The 18,431-nt window shown below is 61.0% G+C and carries 17 protein-coding genes and 1 tRNA gene; 9 read left to right on the top strand and 9 right to left on the bottom strand.

What is annotated here, in order from left to right; translation table 11 throughout:
* Positions 1-49: 49 nt before the first annotated feature.
* Positions 50-784 (top strand): SIMPL domain-containing protein, encoded by a 735-nt coding sequence (locus FPL22_RS12330; RefSeq protein WP_162525292.1) that lies wholly within the window; start codon positions 50-52, stop codon positions 782-784.
* Between the two features lie 28 nt (positions 785-812).
* Here FPL22_RS12330 and FPL22_RS12325 read toward each other — a convergent pair whose 3' ends face one another.
* On the bottom strand, positions 813-2,009 hold the full coding sequence (locus FPL22_RS12325) for a KamA family radical SAM protein (RefSeq protein WP_144230717.1): 1,197 nt from the start codon (positions 2,007-2,009) through the stop codon (positions 813-815).
* Between the two features lie 151 nt (positions 2,010-2,160).
* On the opposite strand from FPL22_RS12325, the gene carA reads away from it, so the two are divergent.
* From carA to FPL22_RS12310, 3 genes are read left to right on the top strand one after another with little or no spacing between them, the layout of a single operon-like run.
* Positions 2,161-3,333: a glutamine-hydrolyzing carbamoyl-phosphate synthase small subunit gene (carA, locus tag FPL22_RS12320; RefSeq protein WP_144230716.1), complete on the top strand. Its 1,173-nt coding sequence runs from the start codon at positions 2,161-2,163 to the stop codon at positions 3,331-3,333.
* A 60-nt stretch (positions 3,334-3,393) separates the two neighbouring features.
* Positions 3,394-4,365, top strand: coding sequence for an endonuclease/exonuclease/phosphatase family protein (locus FPL22_RS12315; protein ID WP_144230715.1), 972 nt, complete (start codon positions 3,394-3,396; stop codon positions 4,363-4,365).
* Positions 4,362-4,958, top strand: coding sequence for a hypothetical protein (locus FPL22_RS12310; RefSeq protein WP_144230714.1), 597 nt, complete (start codon positions 4,362-4,364; stop codon positions 4,956-4,958). Before FPL22_RS12315 ends, FPL22_RS12310 begins: the two co-directional genes overlap by 4 nt.
* 8 nt (positions 4,959-4,966) lie before the next feature.
* Here FPL22_RS12310 and kdsB read toward each other — a convergent pair whose 3' ends face one another.
* Positions 4,967-5,713 (bottom strand): 3-deoxy-manno-octulosonate cytidylyltransferase, encoded by a 747-nt coding sequence (kdsB, locus tag FPL22_RS12305; RefSeq protein ID WP_144230713.1) that lies wholly within the window; start codon positions 5,711-5,713, stop codon positions 4,967-4,969.
* Positions 5,714-5,790: 77 nt separating this feature from the next.
* On the opposite strand from kdsB, the gene FPL22_RS12300 reads away from it, so the two are divergent.
* Entirely contained in the window at positions 5,791-6,087 is a 297-nt protein-coding gene (locus FPL22_RS12300; protein WP_144230712.1) for an HPr family phosphocarrier protein, read from the top strand.
* 57 nt (positions 6,088-6,144) lie between these two features.
* Here FPL22_RS12300 and FPL22_RS12295 read toward each other — a convergent pair whose 3' ends face one another.
* The 6 genes from FPL22_RS12295 to FPL22_RS12270 form a co-directional block, all read right to left on the bottom strand.
* Positions 6,145-6,942, bottom strand: coding sequence for a TatD family hydrolase (locus FPL22_RS12295; RefSeq protein ID WP_144230711.1), 798 nt, complete (start codon positions 6,940-6,942; stop codon positions 6,145-6,147).
* Between the two features lies 1 nt (position 6,943).
* Complete coding sequence (locus FPL22_RS12290; protein ID WP_144230710.1) at positions 6,944-8,482, bottom strand: carboxypeptidase M32; 1,539 nt, start codon at positions 8,480-8,482, stop codon at positions 6,944-6,946.
* Between the two features lie 88 nt (positions 8,483-8,570).
* Positions 8,571-9,500, bottom strand: coding sequence for a DUF4097 family beta strand repeat-containing protein (locus FPL22_RS12285; RefSeq protein WP_144230709.1), 930 nt, complete (start codon positions 9,498-9,500; stop codon positions 8,571-8,573).
* Positions 9,501-9,645: 145 nt separating this feature from the next.
* On the bottom strand, positions 9,646-9,909 hold the full coding sequence (locus tag FPL22_RS12280) for a hypothetical protein (RefSeq protein ID WP_144230708.1): 264 nt from the start codon (positions 9,907-9,909) through the stop codon (positions 9,646-9,648).
* A gap of 89 nt (positions 9,910-9,998) precedes the next feature.
* Positions 9,999-10,382 (bottom strand): Spx/MgsR family RNA polymerase-binding regulatory protein, encoded by a 384-nt coding sequence (locus FPL22_RS12275; RefSeq protein ID WP_144230707.1) that lies wholly within the window; start codon positions 10,380-10,382, stop codon positions 9,999-10,001.
* Positions 10,379-11,863, bottom strand: a complete 1,485-nt coding sequence (locus tag FPL22_RS12270) for an endonuclease/exonuclease/phosphatase family protein (RefSeq protein ID WP_144230706.1) — start codon at positions 11,861-11,863, stop codon at positions 10,379-10,381. The genes FPL22_RS12275 and FPL22_RS12270 overlap by 4 nt, the downstream gene beginning before the upstream one ends.
* 130 nt (positions 11,864-11,993) lie before the next feature.
* Between FPL22_RS12270 and FPL22_RS12265 the strand changes: the two genes are divergently transcribed.
* A complete protein-coding gene (locus tag FPL22_RS12265) occupies positions 11,994-12,806 on the top strand; it encodes an ABC transporter ATP-binding protein (RefSeq protein WP_144230705.1) in 813 nt (270 codons plus the stop codon).
* Here FPL22_RS12265 and hrpA read toward each other — a convergent pair.
* The gene (hrpA, locus tag FPL22_RS12260; RefSeq protein WP_144230704.1) at positions 12,796-16,809 is read right to left on the bottom strand and encodes an ATP-dependent RNA helicase HrpA; all 4,014 of its coding nucleotides are present in this window, start codon (positions 16,807-16,809) and stop codon (positions 12,796-12,798) included. The two genes, FPL22_RS12265 and hrpA, sit on opposite strands and share 11 nt — an antisense overlap.
* Before the next feature lie 131 nt (positions 16,810-16,940).
* Here hrpA and FPL22_RS12255 point away from each other — a divergent pair, with 131 nt between their 5' ends.
* The 3 genes from FPL22_RS12255 (at position 16,941) to FPL22_RS12245 (ending at position 18,416) form a co-directional block, all read left to right on the top strand.
* On the top strand, positions 16,941-17,216 hold the full coding sequence (locus tag FPL22_RS12255) for a LysR family transcriptional regulator (protein WP_144230703.1): 276 nt from the start codon (positions 16,941-16,943) through the stop codon (positions 17,214-17,216).
* Between the two features lie 102 nt (positions 17,217-17,318).
* Positions 17,319-17,403 (top strand) — tRNA-Leu (locus FPL22_RS12250).
* Between the two features lie 53 nt (positions 17,404-17,456).
* Complete coding sequence (locus FPL22_RS12245; protein ID WP_144230702.1) at positions 17,457-18,416, top strand: acetylxylan esterase; 960 nt, start codon at positions 17,457-17,459, stop codon at positions 18,414-18,416.
* The last annotated feature ends 15 nt before the right edge of the window (positions 18,417-18,431 follow it).

Here is an 18,431-nt window from a genome sequence, read left to right as displayed (position 1 = left end):
CAAGTGACAATGGCTGCGCGTGCGCATGAGTGATCTCGCACGTTCTTTCATGACCACTTCACGCCCTCATCTCTTCGGTTTACTCGCAGGTTTGGCGCTCTCCGCCGGCCTTTGCTTTGCCTCGATCACCTTCACCCGCGCCTGGACTCGCATCAGCGAAGACCAGGTCATCAATGTCACCGGTTCCGCGCGCAAAGAAGTGCGTTCCGATCTCGCCATCTGGCGCGCCAGTTTCACCTCGGATGCCGACACGCTGACTGAAGCCCACCAGCGCTCCAAAGCCGATCTCGCCCAAGTCGAAGCATTTTTAAAGGCCGCCGATCAAAGTGATTACGTGCTCAAACCCGTGCAGGTGACCGAGCTGTTTACGCGCACCAAGACAGAGGAGGGCGAGGTCTCCCGCCGCGCCGGCTATCGCATCCGCCAAAACCTCGAAGTGCGTTCGGGCGATGTGGACGCTCTGCCCAAACTCGCCAGCGATGCCGCCCGCTTGATGGAAAACGGCGTCACGCTCGCCTCCGAAGGCATGGACTTCATCTACACCAAGGCCGGCGAGGCGAAGATCGAGATGATGGGCGAAGCCGCCAAGGATGCCCGCACGCGTGCCGAGCAGATCGCGACTCAAGGCGGCCGTGTTTTGAAGGAATTGCGCAACGCCCGCATGGGCGTCGTTCAGATCAATCCCCTCTACTCCACCGCCACGAGTTGGGAGGGTAACAACGATACGTCGTCGCTGGAGAAAACCATCACCACGACGGTGACCGCGACTTTCTCTCTACGCTAAATCCGCACTCGCACCCGCGATCACACCCTCACCCGTGCAGCTCTTCATGGAGCTTCACGGGCTTTTCAACCGTCTCACCCTCGACGACCGGAGTCGCTGTAAGCGGATACCGGAAAGTGCGGCCTTCGTAGTTTTTGAAGACCACTTCCTCGTCGGTGATTTTCTCGATGTAGTTCGGGTTGACCGGCACCTTGCCGCCGCCACCGGGAGCATCAATCACGTATTGGGGAATCGCGTAGCCCGTCGTGTGGCCGCGCAACGCCTGGATGATCTCAAGGCCCTTACGCACATCGACTTTGAAATGCGCGCCGCCCGTAATCAAATCCATCTGGTAAAGGTAATAAGGACGCACGCGCATCCGCAACAGACGGTGGACGAGCGCCTTCATGACGTCGGCGTCGTCGTTCACGCCCTTGAGGAGCACGCTTTGGTTACCCAACGGCACACCGGCAAACGACAGGCGTTCGCAGGCATCACGCAGTTCGGCGGTCGCCTCCTTCGGATGATTCACATGAATGCTCATCCAGATCGGACCGTGCTTCTTAAGGATTTCGCACAGCTCCGGAGTAATGCGCTGCGGCAGGAAAACCGGAATGCGCGAGCCGATGCGGATGAACTCAAGGTGTTTGATCGCGCGGAGGCGCCCAAGGAGATGGTCGAGCTTACGATCGGACAACAGCAGCGGGTCGCCACCTGAAAGCAGCACATCACGGATCTCCGGATGCGACTCGATGTAGCGGAGTCCCTGTTCGTATTCGGGGTGGAAATTGTAGTCCTGCGCGTTGGAAACCAACCGGCTGCGCGTGCAATAGCGGCAATACGAAGCACAGCGATCCGTCACCAAGAACAGCACTCGATCCGGATAACGATGCACCAGACCCGGCACCGGCGAATGTTCGTCTTCACCCAGCGAATCCAGCATTTCCTCGGCGTGCAGCTGACCTTCGCCGGCGCGGGGGATCATTTGCAGGCGGATCGGGCAATTGGGGTTGTTGCGATCGATCAGGTTAAAAAAGTAAGGTGTGATCGCCATCGCCAGCTTGTGGCCCGCAAAAAGAACCCCCGCGCGTTCATCGGGTGTGAGCGTCATGTAACGCTCGAGATCCTCGAGCTTTGTGAGACGGTTCTTCAGCTGCCAGGTCCAGTCTTTCCAGTCACTTTCAGGAACGTGCTGCCAAAGTCCCTGGCCTTCAAACCAGGTGGAACGATCTTCAGTGTAGGGCATGGGCGGGTGTTGAAGGAGCTAAATTCAACCCTTTCGGCTGTCAAATGGTGGTGCAAATTACGGGAAACGCCCCATGCGTCGCACAGGTTTTACAAGGTTGCCCCACAAAACCCTTGGCAGGCATGGGGGGAGGGCTTTTCGTTGGGCTTTAATGTCCACGTTCAAGCCCGCAGTCCTTGCACTCGAAGATGGTTCCGTATTTCGCGGCCGCGCCTTTGGCGCCGATGCCACGATCTCCGGTGAATGCGTATTCAACACGTCGATGACCGGCTACCAGGAGATCATCACCGACCCGTCTTACTTCGGACAGATCGTCACGATGACCGCGCCGATGATCGGCAACTACGGCGTGAACGATGAGGACACCGAGGCCTCCCTGCCCCGCGCCAGCGGTCTGGTCGTGCGCGAACTCTCCCCCATCGTGAGCAACTGGCGCAGCCAGTCCTCCCTCCACGACTACCTGCGCAAATACGGCATCCCCGGCATCAGCGAAGTCGACACGCGCGCCCTCACCAAAAAACTCCGCGTCGATGGCGCGTTGAAGTGCTGTCTCTCCACGCTCCCGCTCACCGATGCCGAAGCCATCGCCAAGGCCAAAGCCTGGCACGACATGGCCGGCAGCGACTACGTCAAGGACACGACTTGCAAAGAGCCTTACATCTGGCGCGGTGATGACGCCGCCAACCACAACGCCGTCTACGTTCCCGCCGGCACCACCTTCGGCCTTCCGAACACCCCGACGAAACGCTTCACCGTCGCCGCCTTCGATTTCGGCGCGAAGCACTCGATCTTCCGCAAGCTGATCAACCACGGCTTCGACGTAAAAGTATTCCCCGCCACCGCCACCGCCGAGCAGGTCAAGGAGCACGCGCCCGATGGCGTTTTCCTCTCCAACGGTCCCGGCGATCCGGCCGCCCTCGCCTACATCCACAAGACGGTCACCGGTCTCGTCCCGCACTATCCGATCTTCGGCATCTGCCTCGGTCATCAAATGCTCACGCACGCCATGGGTGGCGATACGTTCAAGCTCAAGTTCGGCCACCGCGGCGGCAACCAGCCCGTGAAAAACCTCGAGACAGGCAAAGTCTCCATCACCGCGCAAAACCACGGTTTCGCCACCGACCCGAAGTCCCTCGAAAAAGGCGGCGCCATCGTCACCGAGATCAACCTCAACGACAACACCGTCGAAGGCCTGCGCCACAAAGAGCTCCCGATCTTCTCGGTGCAATATCACCCCGAAGCCGCTCCCGGCCCGAACGACGCCGACCCGCTCTTCCTCGATTTCTACAATCTGATCGCCAAGCGCAAAGCCGGCAAAATCTAAGTCGCCTGCACTCACGACAACCTCCCTCAAAAGCCACTCCACCCGGGTGGCTTTTTTAATATGCCCGCATCACCCCACGCCCCTCGTTGGACCTTACGCGGGTTCACTGACGCCGCGCTAGCAGTCGGCCTGCTCGGAGCGCTGGGCCTTTGCTTGCTCACGACAATCGCCTTTGCCGGCCAGCTTCACTGGTTGCTGGAAATCACCACTCACTTCCGTCCGCACTACGGCATCTTGCTGCTCATCTGCGCCGCCACCTACGCTTTCGCGCGCCGGTTCCGCTGGGCCGGTGTATTTGCCCTGTTCGCCGCGCTCAATTTCATCGTCCTCGCGCCTCGTTTTATCCCGCATGACCGTGCGCCCGCCAACGCCACGCAGCTCAAACTATTGCTCGCGAATGTTCAGAGTGGAAACACCCACCATGCCGCCGTGCTTGAACTGATCGCCCGCGAGCAGCCCGATGTCGTGGCGCTTCTGGAAGTAAACGCCACTTGGCTGACCGCCATGGCCCCGCTGGCTGAGAGTTATCCGCACATCGTCCGGGTTGCTCGCTCCGACAATTTCGGGATCGCCGTATTTAGCCGCCTTCCGCTGAGCGATACCCAAACACTCTACTTCTCACCGGCCGAAGTCCCGTCCATCCGCGCAACGCTCACTCTTGCCAGCGGCAAATCCATTTTGCTGCTCGCCACCCACCCTCTCCCACCCGGCGGCGCCGAAGGACAGTATTTGCGCGACAAACAACTGTCCAAAATCGCCAGCTGGTCCGCCACCGCCGCGCATCCCGCAATCGTGCTCGGCGACCTCAACTGCACGCCGTGGTCTCCCGCATTTCGCAGCTTACTCGCTGACGGTGAGCTCATCGACACCGGCTACGGTCTCGCCCCCACGTGGCCGGTTACACCCTGGTATCTCCGCATCCCGCTCGATCACTGCCTGACCACCCGCACCCTTTCTGTGGTCAACCACCACGTCGGTCCCGACATCGGCTCCGATCATTTTCCGATCATCGTTACCTTGGCCCTTCCATGAAAAAGTGGCTCGTCCTCATTCTGCTCGGCGCAGGTTGCTGGTATTGGTGGCACGAACCCGCCGCCGACTGGCGCGGGTTGCCCGCCTCGTCTGATCCGATCCAGATCACCACCGGTCTGCCGCCACCTTTCACACTCGACGACAACACCGTCACTCCACTCGCCCGCTACGAAATCAAAGCCGTCGTTCTTTCCCGTAAACGCTACCGCTACGACAAGCCCGCCAAGATCGGCCCCGTCGACCTCGCCCTCGGCTGGGGCCCGATGTCCGCCGCCGGTGTCATCAACGAACTCAACATCTCCCAATCAGGCCGCTGGTATGAATACACCTGGGCCGGCGATCCGCCGCTCGAGCCGCAAGCCATCGCCGAACACTCCGCCAACACCCATTGCCTTCCCGCCACTCCAGCCATCCGTAAACAACTTCTTGCCGTCAAACGTCACGACGTCGTCACGCTCAAAGGTTACCTCATCGAAGTGACCGGCCCCCAAGGCGAGCGCTGGCGTTCGTCGCTCAGCCGCTCGGACACCCGCGGCGGCGCCTGCGAAGTGATGTGGATCACGGAGCTGTCCACCACGCGCGCGCCGCGTTGAGGCACGCCTCAGCCGAGCCACTCTCCAAACTTCACCGCATCCTCCGGCGTATCGACGCCAATGGTCGGATCATTGGTCACCCCGCACAGGATTTCGAAACCGTTTTCGATCACCCGCAATTGCTCCAATTTTTCGATTTGCTCGTAACGCCCCGGCGGCAGCTTGGCGAAACTCTCGATTAACTCCGCTTTGTAGGCGTAGAGCCCGAGATGCTTGAAGCACGGGTTCGCCTGCACCCACGCATCATCCACCTGACCCGCGCGATCACGCGCATACGGGATCGCCGCCCGTGAAAAATACAACGCACGCGCTCCACCCGGCGCGAAAACAACTTTGACCTGATTCGGATTATTAAAATCCGCCGCGGTCGTGAAGGGTGTGCCGAGCGTCGCCATCGCCGCCGTGCCGCTGATCAATTCCGCCAGAGTCAGGATCTGCGCCCGCGTCACCAACGGCTCGTCGGCCTGCACGTTGATCACATGGTCGGCCTTCACCGTGCGGTTGGCCTCGGCGATTCGATCCGTGCCGCTCTGGTGTTGCACACCCGTCAAAATCGCCTGAAACCCCGCCGCCCGCAGCGGTGCGGCCAGCAATTCATCATCCACCGCGAAAAATAGCGGGAACTCCGGCGCCTCCTGTTTGATGCGCTCCGCCACCCACAGCAGCAGGGGCTTTCCCTTGATGACGTGCAGCAACTTGCGCGGAAAACGCGTCGATTCGAGACGGCATGGGACGATGATCGCAGTCTTGGGCATGATGCCGCAAAACCTGTGCGTCCGGTTTTTGGGTTGCAAGCCGTCCCCTCAAACCGGACTTTCCTCCGCTAAACGAAATGGAAAAGAACGATACGACTGCGGCCGGTCAGCAGGTAAAAGAGCTGGTTGTTCAAAACAAAATGGGCATCCACGCGCGTCCCGCCGCGATGATCGTGCGCATCACCAACAAATTTAAAGCCGACGTCTTCGTCGAAAAAGACGAGGAGCAGGTGAATGGTAAATCCATCATGGGCCTGATGATGCTCGCCGCAGGCAAAGGCTCGAAGGTCAAGTTCCTCGCCACCGGCGAAGACGCCCCGCAGATGCTCACCGAGCTTGAGCAGCTCTTCACCCGCAAGTTCGACGAGGCCTGAGCCGACCGTCCAACCGACACACTTGAAGCGACCCGATCCGGGTCGCTTTTTTTGCGCCTAAAGCCCGAAGAAAGCCCGCGCCGTTTTCGTGCTCGTCGCCGCCAGCTCGTCCAAACGCACGCCAAACATCTCCGCCGCATACTCCGCCGTGTGCCGCATGAAAGCCGGCTCGTTGGGCTTACCACGATTGGGCACTGGCGTGAGATACGGCGCATCCGTCTCCAACATCAGGCGCGCCAGTCCCTGCACCTTCGCCGCCTCGCGCACGTTCTCCGCGTTCTTGTAAGTGAGCACGCCGGTGATCGATCCGTAGGCTCCTCGTTTGATGAGCTCGCTCATTTCCGCCGGACCTTCGCTGAAGCAGTGAAACACCACGCGCGTCCAGTCGACGCCGCTAGCATCGATCATCGCGACCGACTCCGCAAATGCCCCGCGAGAATGCACCACCAGCGGACACCCCAACCGCTTTGCGATGTCCAGCTGCGCGGCAAACGCCGCCTGCTGCCAGGCGAACACCTGCTCCGCCTTGGCCGCGTCATCTTTAGGCAGATGGAACCGATCCAGCCCGCACTCACCGAGCGCGACCGGAAGTTTTGCCCCGCTCCAAAACATCTCGATCTGCGCCACCTCATCGGCCCAGTTCTCGCGCACACAACACGGATGCAGCCCGACCGAAAAATGCACCGTGCCCGCATACTCAACCGCCAGATCGCGAATGAGCGCCCAATCATCGCTCTCCGTGCCGATCGAAATCATCTCGGTTACGCCCGCCTCGCGCGCCCGCGCCAGCACCGCATCCAGCGTGCCCGCCCGCGCAAAGCCATCCAAGTGAGTGTGCGTATCGATCAGTGTCATATTATTTCAAATACAGCGGTGCATACCGTTCTTGCAAATAGCGCAGCAGGTATTTCGGCGTGAGCTCCTCGCCGGTTACACGGCGCACCAGTTCGAGGGTTTCGTAGCGGCGCCCCTGCTCGTGGATGTTTGTGCGCAACCAGCCCAACAGGCGCGAGAAATCACCCTGCTCAAAGTCCGCATCCAGCTCCGGAAATTTCGCCCGCACCGTGAACCACAATTGCGCGGCAATCATGTTGCCTAGGCAGTAACTCGGGAAATATCCGAACGCCCCGCCGGACCAATGCACGTCTTGGAGCACGCCAACCTTGTCGCTCGTCGGCGTGAGCCCCAGCAATTCCTGCGACAACGCATTCCATGCGGCCGGCAGTTCGCCCACCGTGAGTTCGCCCGCAAACAGCCGGCGCTCGAGCTCGAAGCGCAGCAGGATGTGCAGGTTGTAGTGCACCTCGTCGCTATCGACACGGATGAGCGTGGGCGCGACTTCGTTGACCGCGAGATACAGTTCTTCGGACGACACGGCGGCGAGTTGCGCGGGGAATTTTTCGCGAAAGCGCGGCTCGAAAAACGCCCAGAATGCACGGCTGCGCGACACTTGGTTTTCCCACAAGCGACTTTGCGATTCGTGCACGCCCATGCCGGCGTTTTGACCGAGCGGAGTGCCTTGCGCGGCGAGCGGCAGACCTTGTTCATAGAGTCCGTGCCCGGTTTCGTGGATCGACGAGAAGAGTGAATCGAGCGGGTTATCCGCATCGAAGCGCGTGGTCATGCGGATGTCCGCCCCCGAGCCTTCGCAGAAGGGATGGAGGGACACATCGATGCGTCCGCGGCGGTAGTTAAAGCCGAGTCGTTCGGTGACATCGCGCAGGAATTCCCGCTGCTCCGCGATCGGGAAGCCTTTGAAAATATCCGTGCGGGCGCGCACGGGAGACGCGGCGATGGCACGCACCAGAGGGACGAGACCGGCCTTCAACTCCGTGAACAATGCGGTGAGTTTTTCCGCCGTCATGCCCGGATCGTGTTTGTCGATCGCGTAGTCATAGGCCCGATCACCCCAGCCGAGATAGGCAGCTTCCTGTTTTGCGAGTGCGAGGTGTTTTTCGAGAAAGGGAGCAAACGCCGAAAAGTCCGACCGCGTCTTAGCCGCGGCCCACCCGTGATAAGCCGCGCTGGAGAGCCGGGCCTTCTCGGCCACGAAGTCCGCCGGGAGTTTCACCACACGATCATAGTCTTTCCGCGCCTCACGAATCACCACCGCGCGATCAGCAGTATCCGCATTTTCAGCCGAGCCCCCAGCCGGTTTGTAACTTAATAAGTTACAAACCGGCTGTTCAAGTTGGTTTAAAAGATCGCCGATTTCAGGGGCGGTTGCGGCGGCGTGCTGGAGTTCGGCGAGGAGCGCGGATTGCTCGGCGCGCTGGTCGGCGCTGTCGGCAGGTAGGTTGACCTGCTCGTCCCATCCCAAGAGACCGGCAACCGTGCCCAGCGTATGGGCGCGCTTAAGGTGAGTGACGAGACGCTCGTAGGAATCGGCGGGCATGCAGGAAGATTTTCCATGCAAGCGCACCGGTCAACCCACGCGACGAAGAATCACGCACCGCACACCCGCCCGACCTCAATGCACGACTTCACGGTCCGACGGAGCCGTTGGGATTTTCCGCGCGCGCTTCGGGAAGCGGCTCCACTCCTCGCAGCACCACGCTGCCGCCGCTGGCCCGCGCCATGATGACCGGCCCGCCGCCATTCAACGTCGCTTGTAATTTCGAGCGACCGGGTTTGCCGGCAGTGACTTTGAGCGGAATCGCGCCGCGGACCGAGACTTTGCCAAACATCGAGGAGCGCAGATCAAACGTGGCCGCACCACCCGATTCCACGACCAGCATGATCGAGCCTCCCGAAACCGCGATGTCGACCGGATACGCGATCGGTGTGGTAAAGCCCACCTTGGCATCAGAGCCGTTGCCGCTGATCTTCACTTCGCCGGAGGCCTGTTGAAGTTCGATATAACCGCCATCACTGGAGAGCCGCGTCGACGAACCGGCCCGCCCCACCGTGATGTTTCCAGAGGCAGTGCTCGCATCGATCGCGCCGGTCGCCGCCGTGATGGCGATTTCACCGCTTTTGCTGCGCGCGGTCACCGGACCATCAATATCACGGGTAAAAATACCGCCGGCTTCGTTGCCCAGCACGACACGGCCTTGAAGGGATCCGACCACAATACTGCCTTCGCGTGCGAACACCTGCACGTCACAGCGACGCGGCACTTTGATTTCGTAACTCAACGCCACCGGCGGCCAACTTTTCCAGGAGAACACCGCGTATTTCCGATAATCGGCGGTCAACATCACCGTGCCGTCCTGCTGGGTCATCACGAGATCCAGCGCGGCGAGGCGGTCGTCCATGGCTGCTTCGGTCGTCACGTCGGCCGACTGCACCACCACGACTTCGATCGTGTTGCCATCCGACGCTTCGATCCGCACTGAGCCGCTAAACGTATCGATTTTTAGCGCCACGTTGGACGCCGGAACGTCAAAACGACGCTCAACACGGCGTTCCACCAGCGCGAAAACCGGAACCGAGAGCAGGGCACAACTAATCGCAAATACGTATGAAAGGGCCCGAGGCATTTCTATGAACTAGGGTTTTTACCCTAGTAAACAAGCCCAGTTTCTAATCCTTCGATCCAGCGGCGAAGCCGTGACCTCAGGTTTTCTGCGCGTTGTTGCTCACATAATGAGCAAGCGAACGGTTCATGTTGTAAGCCCGGAGCGATGCATCCGCAGCGATGTTGTTGCTCTCCACGAGAAAGCGCGGGGAGCGTTGCAGGGCCACTTGCTCCTGCTCGGCGGCGGTGGTGATCAGCAGCAGCAGTTCCGCGCGGTTAGCCAGACGCGTCCCCGGAAAGTTCGCATAAGTAGCGAGCCAACGGACGGTTTTTTGCAGCGGTGTGGATACGGGAGCAGTCACGCGAGGGAATGTGCAGGAAAAACCCGCCGGGAGTCAACGAACGGAAAACGAAAAGCTAAAGCCTCCAGTCCGCCCCTCCACGACACACTTCAGCTCAACGCGGCCGACCACGTCGCTTCATCGAAACCGACCAACCCCACGCCACTCGCACCCGTGCCGGCACCCAGCGCGAACGGGCGCTTCACGAGGTTGCCGTTGCCTGCGAGCAACGCGATCGCATCGGCCTCGGTCATCGCGGGAAGTTTTTCGCCGAGTTTCTGCGCACGATAATCGACGCCGGATGTGTTGAACAACTTTCGCAACGACCCCGCACCACCGAGACGCGCGAGCATCGTGTGCAACTCGGCTTTCGTGGGCGGCGTCTCGCGAATGGGTTTCTCGGTGAAGTCGATTTTCTGGGCGCGCAGCCACTTCACGGCGCGGCGGCAGGTATCACAGTTGGCGTAGGTGTAGACGGTCAGCGGTCCGCTCATTTCACCCACTCTTTGCCCTGCACGACGAACTGCCAAGCACCCTTAAACGTGCCGAGTTCACCGTAGAATTGCAGTGTCTTCCCCTCACGCGCCTGCTCGCGGAGATCATCGCGAATCTCTTTCGTATGGCTGAAGACGTCGTATTCCTGGCCGTTCACCTTCACCTTCACGTGTCCTTTGTCGTTGGTGTAGCTCTTGGCGGAGATATAGAAAATCTTCCCCGTGTAAGTGCCATCGCGCATGTCGGCATCCTTGGGCAACTCGGCGGGCTTGAGCGCGGTTTTGAAGAGATCTACGCGCGCGTAATCCACCGCGACCGTGTTGCTGACTTCATCCGTGCTGGGCTTGGTGAGCGGCATCCAGCGGTCGGTGCGGTTGTCGGGCACCGTTCGGAACCGCGCATAAAGCGGGAAGTGATCGGAGAAGCCGCTGCCCGTTGCGGAAAACGGTTTCCAGCGATTGGGCAGTCCGAGTGAATCGGCATTCAGGCCGGCGATCTTCATCACCGCGAAGCTGCCATCCTCGTATTGCACGCCGCGCATGTCGTAGAGGCCGCGCGAAAGAATGATGTGAACGAGCGTGCCCCACTCGCCCTTGAACACGTCGCTGCCGCGTGCATCGGACGGAAGCTCGAACCAGAGGTTGTAGAGATCACGGTCCTTGCCGCGGATGGCGAGTTCGTTGCCCTGCGAGCCCAGGATATCGTTGATGCCCGTCTCCTTCATATCGCGGTAACGCTTCTTCTGGTTGTATTGGGAGTTCAGATCTCCACCGATGATGATGTCGGCATTCGGGTCGGTCGCGAGAATCTCATCGAGTCGCGTGCGCAGAGTCTTCGCATTGGCGCGACGGTCGGTCTCGGTCTTCGGATCGCCCGCGCCGGATTTCCAATGGTTGTTGAACACATAGAGCGGGTAACCTTCGACATCGAGTTCGGCCTCCACGATCGGGCGCGCGCTTTGCGTCGGATGCAGCCGCATACGCTTCACGGGGAAGCGGGAAAAGATCACGCACTTGATCGCGATCGAGCCGGACTTGTCGTCACCACTGACGACATTGTAGCCGCGCAGGCCGCCATCGTAGAGCGCCTTTTGCAGCCACACTTCGGACGGCACGCCTGCGAGTTCGGCGGGCAACGGAGATTGGGCGAGCAGCTCGGAGAACTTTTGCTTGTCGTATTTTTCGAGCCACTTGGGCACGTCACTCACGGTGCTGTTGGGCGTCTGGTCGGCCTCGATTTCGTTAAACAGAATGATGTCGGGACCGACGCCTTTATCGACCTTGGAGAGCACCTGCGTGATATTGGTGAGCTTCGTGGTGAGGTGCGCGGGCGTGTATTTGGACGGCTGGTAGTCGTCGTAAACCGCGACGCCATCGGCATCGAAAAGATTCTCGACGTTATAAACGACCAGCGAGAAAGGACGCGCCCAGGAAGCCGGCACGGAAACGGCCACGGCGAGCAGAAGAAAAATTTTACGCATACGAATGAGTGTCCTGTGAGCTTTTTTCAGACCAACTCTCTGACGCAAAAGGAAAGGCCGTTGTTTCCTGATCTTTGCAAAAACGCCGCACGATTTGACCCGCGTGCGTGACGAATCAGTCTGCATGCGTATGCCGGCACCTCTTCTGGACATCCGAAAACTTTCCATCCTGCGCGACCGCACGACGTTGCTCAGCTCCATCGACTGGCGCGTGGAGCGCGGCGAACACTGGGCGATCCTAGGCCCCAATGGTTGCGGCAAGACGTCGCTGCTCAAAGCGCTTACCGGTTACCTCACGCCGAGCTCCGGCGAAATCGAACTGCTCGGCGAACACTACGGCCAAAGCGACTGGCGCGACCTGCGCCTGCAAGTCGGTCTCGTTACCAGCGCACTCCAAGCCAGCGTGCCGCCCGACGAACCCGCGCTCGAGACCGTCATCAGCGGCAAATACGCGCAGCTCGACCTGTGGATGAAAATCACTCCGGCCGATCACCGCGCCGGCATGCGGTTGTTGCGCTTCACCGGCGCGGGCAAACTCGCCACGCGGCTCTGGGGACAACTTTCACAAGGTGAACGCCAGCGCATCCTCATCGCCCGAGCACTCATGGCGAAACCCAAGCTGCTCATCCTCGACGAGCCATGCTCGGGCCTCGACCCCGTCGCGCGTGAACAATTTTTGCACTTCATCGACGCGCTCGCCCGCCAGCCCAAGGCTCCGACGCTCGTGCTCGTCACGCACCACGTCGAAGAAATCACTCCGGCTTTCACGCACGCGTTGTTGCTCAAGGCCGGCCGCGTCGCCGCGAGCGGAGCGCGCCGCACCACGCTCACCTCAAAAAATCTCTCCACGATTTTCGGCACGCCGGTGCTCCTCGGCCATCGCGATCACCGGCTGCATCTGCGCCTGCCGGCGCGCGAGCACGGTGCCTCGTTTACTTCCTGAACAACGCGTCGAGCGATCCGAAGCTCTTCAGCGGAGACTTCGGCTTGGTCGTCGTCACGGGCAACGGCGTGGATTCACGCGGCTTGGCCACCGGCGTCTCGGCCACGGGTGCGGCGGCCGGCGATTTGCCACCTTGTTTTAATTCAGCGACGGCGCGTTCCAGTTTCTGCACCGACACCGGCTCGGCCGTGCCGAGTTCCTGAGCGAACAAACTCACGCGCAACTCTTCCACCTGCCAGCGCAACTCCGGCACGTTAATAAACGGCGCGAGCTGTTTCATGCGCTCGCTGTCCTTGACCTGACCTTGCTTCCAACGATCAGCGCGAATCTTCATCGCCTTCAAATAACGCGGAAAATGCGCGAGCCGTTCATACGGCGTCACCCTCAGAAAATCTGCCGGCACCAGCACGGTGAGTTCAGGACCTTGGCCGCGATACGGATTCGGATGCACCAGCAGCGTCTGCCGTAGCGCGAGAACTTCACGCAGCAAATCGACCAGACGCGGCACGAGGCCTTGCAGATCGTTTTTCGCCTTCATCACGGCGGCGGCAAACGCGGAGGCCGTGAGATGTTTCACGCGGTCCGCCGACAACAACCAGCGGCTCACCGCGATGTAAGCGTGTTCACGCAACGTATCAGTCGTGCCCAGCGTCGCGAGGAGCGCACCCAGTTCGCGCAGTTGCTTCAGGTCTTTGTGCAGACATGCGAGTTGATGGGTGAGCTGCCACTCCATCATACGTTCGAGCGCCGGCGCAGTTGAAGCCGCGGCTTCCTCGGGCGTTTTAAAAAGTCGCAACAACACGCCGCCACCCGGACCATTCTTTAATCCGGGGAAGGCATACACCGCCACGCCCGACAGATCGCAGACGTGCACACGCGCCGGCACATCGCCAAACTTCCATTCAGTCTGTTCGTTCATCTCGTGCTTCGCACGCGCCCGTCGCCAGGCCTCGGGATCTTCACGCGATACGCTTACACTGGCTTCGCGATGATGCGCCGCTATGGCCGTCGCAATCTCGGGCAACTCGCGGCTCGCGCAGATTTCCCGGCCTTCATCATCGACCACCCGCACGCGCACGCGAAGGTGATCGGGCAGCGGACGATCCTCGGCGAACACGCTCGCATCGAGTTTCAGTTTCAACCGTTCGCCAATCAACGTCGCCAGCGCCTCGGGCAGCGTTTCACGTTGCGCAGTGAGCCGCGAATGTTGCGCCGCCGCCTTCGCCAACTGACGCGCCGCATCGCCCAGCGGCACAAAATCACGTCTCAGTTCCTTCGGCAGCGCGCGCAGATAATGTTCTACTTTCGCGGCGAGGTGACCGGGCACCGCCCAATCGAGCGCGGCCGGCGTGAGGTCCGCAGCCGTGCGCACGGGCACGTCGAGCGTGACGCCATCGTCGGCCTGGCCGGGCTTGTAGGCGTAGGCGAGCGGCAGCGCGCTTTGCTGCAAGGGCATCGCCTCGGGGTAGGCTTCGGTGTCGGCCTGCAACTCCTCGGGATCGCGCAGGTCGTCCGGCTGCAATTCCAGAAAATGCGGCTCGGCGCCTTTGCGCTCGCGCACCAGATCGACAAGTTCAGCGACCGACGAAACGACGGGATCGTCGGCGGTCTGCGGCAGCAGGTGTGACGCGTAGAACCGGTATATCCCTTCATCGAGATTGAGGTAGCCGCTGTCACGCGTGCGCGTGAGCAGGTTCTCAATGTCTTCGCGCACGCCTCGATTGTGCGCGATGAAATCGAGGGGCCACGTGATCACGTCGTTGACCAAGCCTTCACGGATAAAAAGCTCGGTCGCGTGCACGGGATTTATTTTCCCGTAGCTCACTGCGCGCGATTCGAGTTCGAGTCCATAAAGGCGCGTGCGTTGTTTCACCATCACGCGGCCGGCGTCCTGGTTCCAGAATGGTTCGCTGTGCGCGACCTTCACCACGTGCTCGCCCAGATCGAGCGCCCAGAGCGGATCAAGCCGCGCCGACGTGCGAGCAAAGAGTCGCGAGGTCTCCATGATCTCGGCCGACATGATCCAACGCGGCGTCTTGTTTTCCTTTTTACCACGCGCGTCGTCACCACGCTTCGGGTGGGATTTTTTCTCGTCGCGCACCGCAAGCACCGAGCCGGGGAAAAGCGTCACGCGACGGTCGTGCGTGGCCTTGTAACCGCCGTTCTCATCGTCGCGTGTCGCGATATTCCCGAGCAGACCGGCGAGAATACTGCGATGGATCGCACGGTAACCGGGCGAGGCAAACGCGGTTTTGTCATCGGTGATTTTGTCCGGCTGCAGTCCGTCGTAAACCGAGGTGAACTGAAAATCCTTCCGCTGCTCCATCACGTCGAGAAGCTGCGAATGCACGTCCCGCCACTCGCGCATGCGCGTGTAGCTGAGAAAATGATCTTTGCAGAACCGGCGCAGCTTCGCCTGCGAGAGGCGGTCGAACTGGTCGTGGTAGGCGTCCCAGATATTGAGCAGCGCGAGAAAATCGGAATCAGGATGATTGAAACGGCGGTGCGCGGCGTCGGCTTTTTCGCGGGCCTCCATCGGCCGCTCGCGCGGGTCCTGAATGCTCAGGCCGGAAGCGATGATGAGCACCTCACGCACGGCTTTTTCAGCACGCGCCTGCAAAATCATGCGGCCCACGGTCGGATCAACCGGCAGGCGCGCCAGTTCGCGACCGAGCGGTGTAAGCTGGCGCGCGGCTTCGTTGGCGTTGGCGTCGAGCGCGCCAATTTCCTCGAGGAGCGCGTAGCCGGCGCGGATGGATTTCGCCGCCGGCATGTTGATGAACGGAAAGCGTTCGATGTCGCCGAGGCCGAACGCCTTCATCCGCAGGATCACGTCGGCGAGGTTGGCGCGCTGGATTTCCGGCTGGGTGAAACGCGGGCGCTCGTTGAAGTCTTTTTCTGAATACAGGCGGATGCAGACGCCGTCGGACACGCGACCGGCGCGACCCTTGCGTTGATCGGCGCTGGATTGCGCGACAGCCTCGATGGGCAGACGGCGCGTGCGGGCTTGCGGCGAATAGCGACTGATGCGCGCGAGGCCGGTATCGACGACGTAACGAATGCCCGGAATCGTGAGCGACGTCTCGGCGATGTTGGTCGCAAGAATCAGTTTGCGGCGCTGCGAGGAGGCGAAGACGCGCTGCTGCTCGCTGTTCGAGAGACGCCCGAAGAGTGGAACGATCTCGGTATTCGGCAGACGGCGGCCTTCAAGGAGCTCGGTGGTTTCGCGAATGTCGCGCTCGGCCGGCAGGAACACGAGGATGTCGCCCGAATCGCTCTCACGCACGATGCGTTGCACCGCCTCGACCGTGCCGTCGATGTAGTGAAGCGCTTCGGATTTGGCGGAGCGTTCGTCGCCCTCAGCCGCATCGCTGCCGAATTCGTCGAGCGGCGCATAGATGACCTCGACCGGATAGGTGCGACCGGAAACCTGGACGACGGGAGCATCATCGAAGGCTTTGGAAAAGGCCTCGGTATCGATCGTCGCGGAGGTGACGATGATTTTGAGCTCGGGCCGCTGGTGGCGGAGGTTGCGCAGGTGACCGAGGAGGAAATCGATGTTGAGTGAACGCTCGTGGGCTTCGTCGAGGATGACCGTGTCGTAATTACGCAGCATCGGGTCGCTCTGCACCTCGGCGAGGAGCATGCCGTCGGTCATGAACTTGATGACGGTGTTACGGCTGGTGCGGTCGTCGAAACGGATTTTGCAACCGACGGGACCGCCCCACTCCACGTTGAGCTCCTCGGCCACGCGTTTCGAAACCGACAACGCGGCAACGCGGCGAGGTTGCGTGCACGCGATGGCTCCCCGCTGGCCGCGCCCGGCGGCGAGGCACATTTTGGGAATCTGCGTGGTTTTGCCCGACCCGGTTTCGCCCGCTAAAATGATCACCTGATGGGCCGCGATCAGATCCACGATCTCAGCCGCGCGCGTGCTAATCGGCAGATCGGCGGGGAAGTCGATGCGGAAGGCAGGCGGGGAATTGTCGGCAGGGCGGGCCACGAGGAAAAGAGGCGCAACGTGACATTGAGACTACGGCGCCGCGAGGGGTTTTTTACATCAAGTCCACCCATCGCAGCCGGCTGGCTTGGAACGTGCTATTAGAAAAATTCTTCCGGCCGCCCACCACTCACATGACGACCATTCTCGACAGCCGCAAGCTGCTCGCCTTCATAACACTTGCACGAGTTGGCAGTTTTACCCTGGCCGCTCATGAGCTTCACCTTACCCAGTCCGCCATCAGCCACGCCATCAAGTCCCTCGAACAGGATCTCGAATGTCGTTTATTTGATCGGTTGGGCCGTCGCGTGACGTTGACCGATCCCGGCCATCACCTGCTGGATCACGCCAACAAAATCATCGCCGAGATGCAAAGTGCGCGCGCCGACCTCGCCGCCATGGGTAAATAATCAGCCCCGGCTGTTCACCGCGCCGACCCACCCCGCCAGCAAACGGTGCATTTTGTGTTTGCCTAGGGTGTCCGCCATCCGTGTGGTTTCCCTCCCTTCCCTGCCCGGGTGGTGGAATTGGTAGACACGCAGGTCTCAGAAGCCTGTGCCGCAAGGTGTAACGGTTCGAGTCCGTTCCCGGGCACCATTTTAAAAACCGTTATTCCCTTTCCGGATAACGGCTTTTTTATGTTCTCCGCCATGTCGCTTCCGCACGCCTTCCCCTTCGATCCCACCGGCGGTTACACGCCCGCTCAACTGCTCGCGCTGCGACCTGTCATCGATGAGCCGGCCGATTTTTCGGATTTCTGGCGCGCCACTTTCGACGAGGCCATGGCTGCTCCGCTGGATTGGTCCATCAAACCGTCTGCGCATCCGAGCAACGCTACTTATGAGGTTTTCGACATCGAGTTCGCCGGCATGCTCGGCAACCGCATCGGCGGCTGGCTCACCAAGCCGCGCAACGAAACCATCTCGCGCGGTCTGTTGATCGGCCACGGCTACGGCGGTCGCGATACACCCGACCTCTCTCCGCCCGTTGACGGCGCCGCCACGATTCAGCCCGTATGCACCGGCTTGCCCACGCGCAGCTTGCACACCAGCATTCCGTCGCAAGGCGGCGAACACGTGGCTCACGGCATCGCCCACCGCGACACCTACGTCCATCGCCACTGCGTAATGGATCACTGGCGCGCGATTTCCGTTCTGCACGAAGCCGTGCCCGAGTCCCGTTCGCGCACCGATTATCTCGGCGGCAGTTTTGGCGGCGGCGTGGGCGCCCTCACCCTGCCGTGGGACAACCGCATCCAGTCGGCTTACCTCTGCGTGCCCAGCTTTGGAAACCACCCGCTGCGCCTTGAACTGCCATGCAGCGGCAGTGGTGAAACGGTGCGTCTGCTCGCACAACGTCAGCCGGAAATCCGCGACGTGCTCGCGTATTTCGACGCCGCTATAGCCGCGAAACATACGCGCATTCCCGTCTTCGTATCCGCCGCCGCCTTCGATCCCGCCGTGCCGCCCGCCGGCCAGTATTCCGTCTATCACACGCTCGGCGGCCCCAAGGAACTTTATCCGCTCACAGCCGGCCACTACGACGGCTATCCGGGCCAGTCACGCGAAGAGCTGGAAATCCAATCACGCCTGCGCCGCTTCTTCGCCTGATCATCCAACCACCCT

The organism is Rariglobus hedericola, assembly GCF_007559335.1.
Classification (GTDB): Bacteria; Verrucomicrobiota; Verrucomicrobiia; order Opitutales; family Opitutaceae; genus Rariglobus; species Rariglobus hedericola.
This window is presented reverse-complemented; position numbering and strand designations above follow the sequence as displayed.

Excerpts from the sequence above, each read along its gene's own strand:
- FPL22_RS12330 (WP_162525292.1), top strand. The coding sequence starts at position 50 with ATGACCACTTCACGCCCTCATCTCTTCGGTTTACTCGCAGGTTTGGCG.
- carA (WP_144230716.1), top strand. The coding sequence starts at position 2,161 with ATGTCCACGTTCAAGCCCGCAGTCCTTGCACTCGAAGATGGTTCCGTA.
- kdsB (WP_144230713.1), bottom strand. The coding sequence starts at position 5,713 with ATGCCCAAGACTGCGATCATCGTCCCATGCCGTCTCGAATCGACGCGT.
- FPL22_RS12325 (WP_144230717.1), bottom strand. The coding sequence starts at position 2,009 with ATGCCCTACACTGAAGATCGTTCCACCTGGTTTGAAGGCCAGGGACTT.
- FPL22_RS12290 (WP_144230710.1), bottom strand. The coding sequence starts at position 8,482 with ATGCCCGCCGATTCCTACGAGCGTCTCGTCACTCACCTTAAGCGCGCC.
- FPL22_RS12295 (WP_144230711.1), bottom strand. The coding sequence starts at position 6,942 with ATGACACTGATCGATACGCACACTCACTTGGATGGCTTTGCGCGGGCG.
- FPL22_RS12300 (WP_144230712.1), top strand. The coding sequence starts at position 5,791 with ATGGAAAAGAACGATACGACTGCGGCCGGTCAGCAGGTAAAAGAGCTG.
- FPL22_RS12315 (WP_144230715.1), top strand. The coding sequence starts at position 3,394 with ATGCCCGCATCACCCCACGCCCCTCGTTGGACCTTACGCGGGTTCACT.
- FPL22_RS12245 (WP_144230702.1), top strand. The coding sequence starts at position 17,457 with ATGTCGCTTCCGCACGCCTTCCCCTTCGATCCCACCGGCGGTTACACG.
- FPL22_RS12270 (WP_144230706.1), bottom strand. The coding sequence starts at position 11,863 with ATGCGTAAAATTTTTCTTCTGCTCGCCGTGGCCGTTTCCGTGCCGGCT.
- FPL22_RS12255 (WP_144230703.1), top strand. The coding sequence starts at position 16,941 with ATGACGACCATTCTCGACAGCCGCAAGCTGCTCGCCTTCATAACACTT.
- FPL22_RS12275 (WP_144230707.1), bottom strand. The coding sequence starts at position 10,382 with ATGAGCGGACCGCTGACCGTCTACACCTACGCCAACTGTGATACCTGC.
- FPL22_RS12310 (WP_144230714.1), top strand. The coding sequence starts at position 4,362 with ATGAAAAAGTGGCTCGTCCTCATTCTGCTCGGCGCAGGTTGCTGGTAT.
- FPL22_RS12265 (WP_144230705.1), top strand. The coding sequence starts at position 11,994 with ATGCCGGCACCTCTTCTGGACATCCGAAAACTTTCCATCCTGCGCGAC.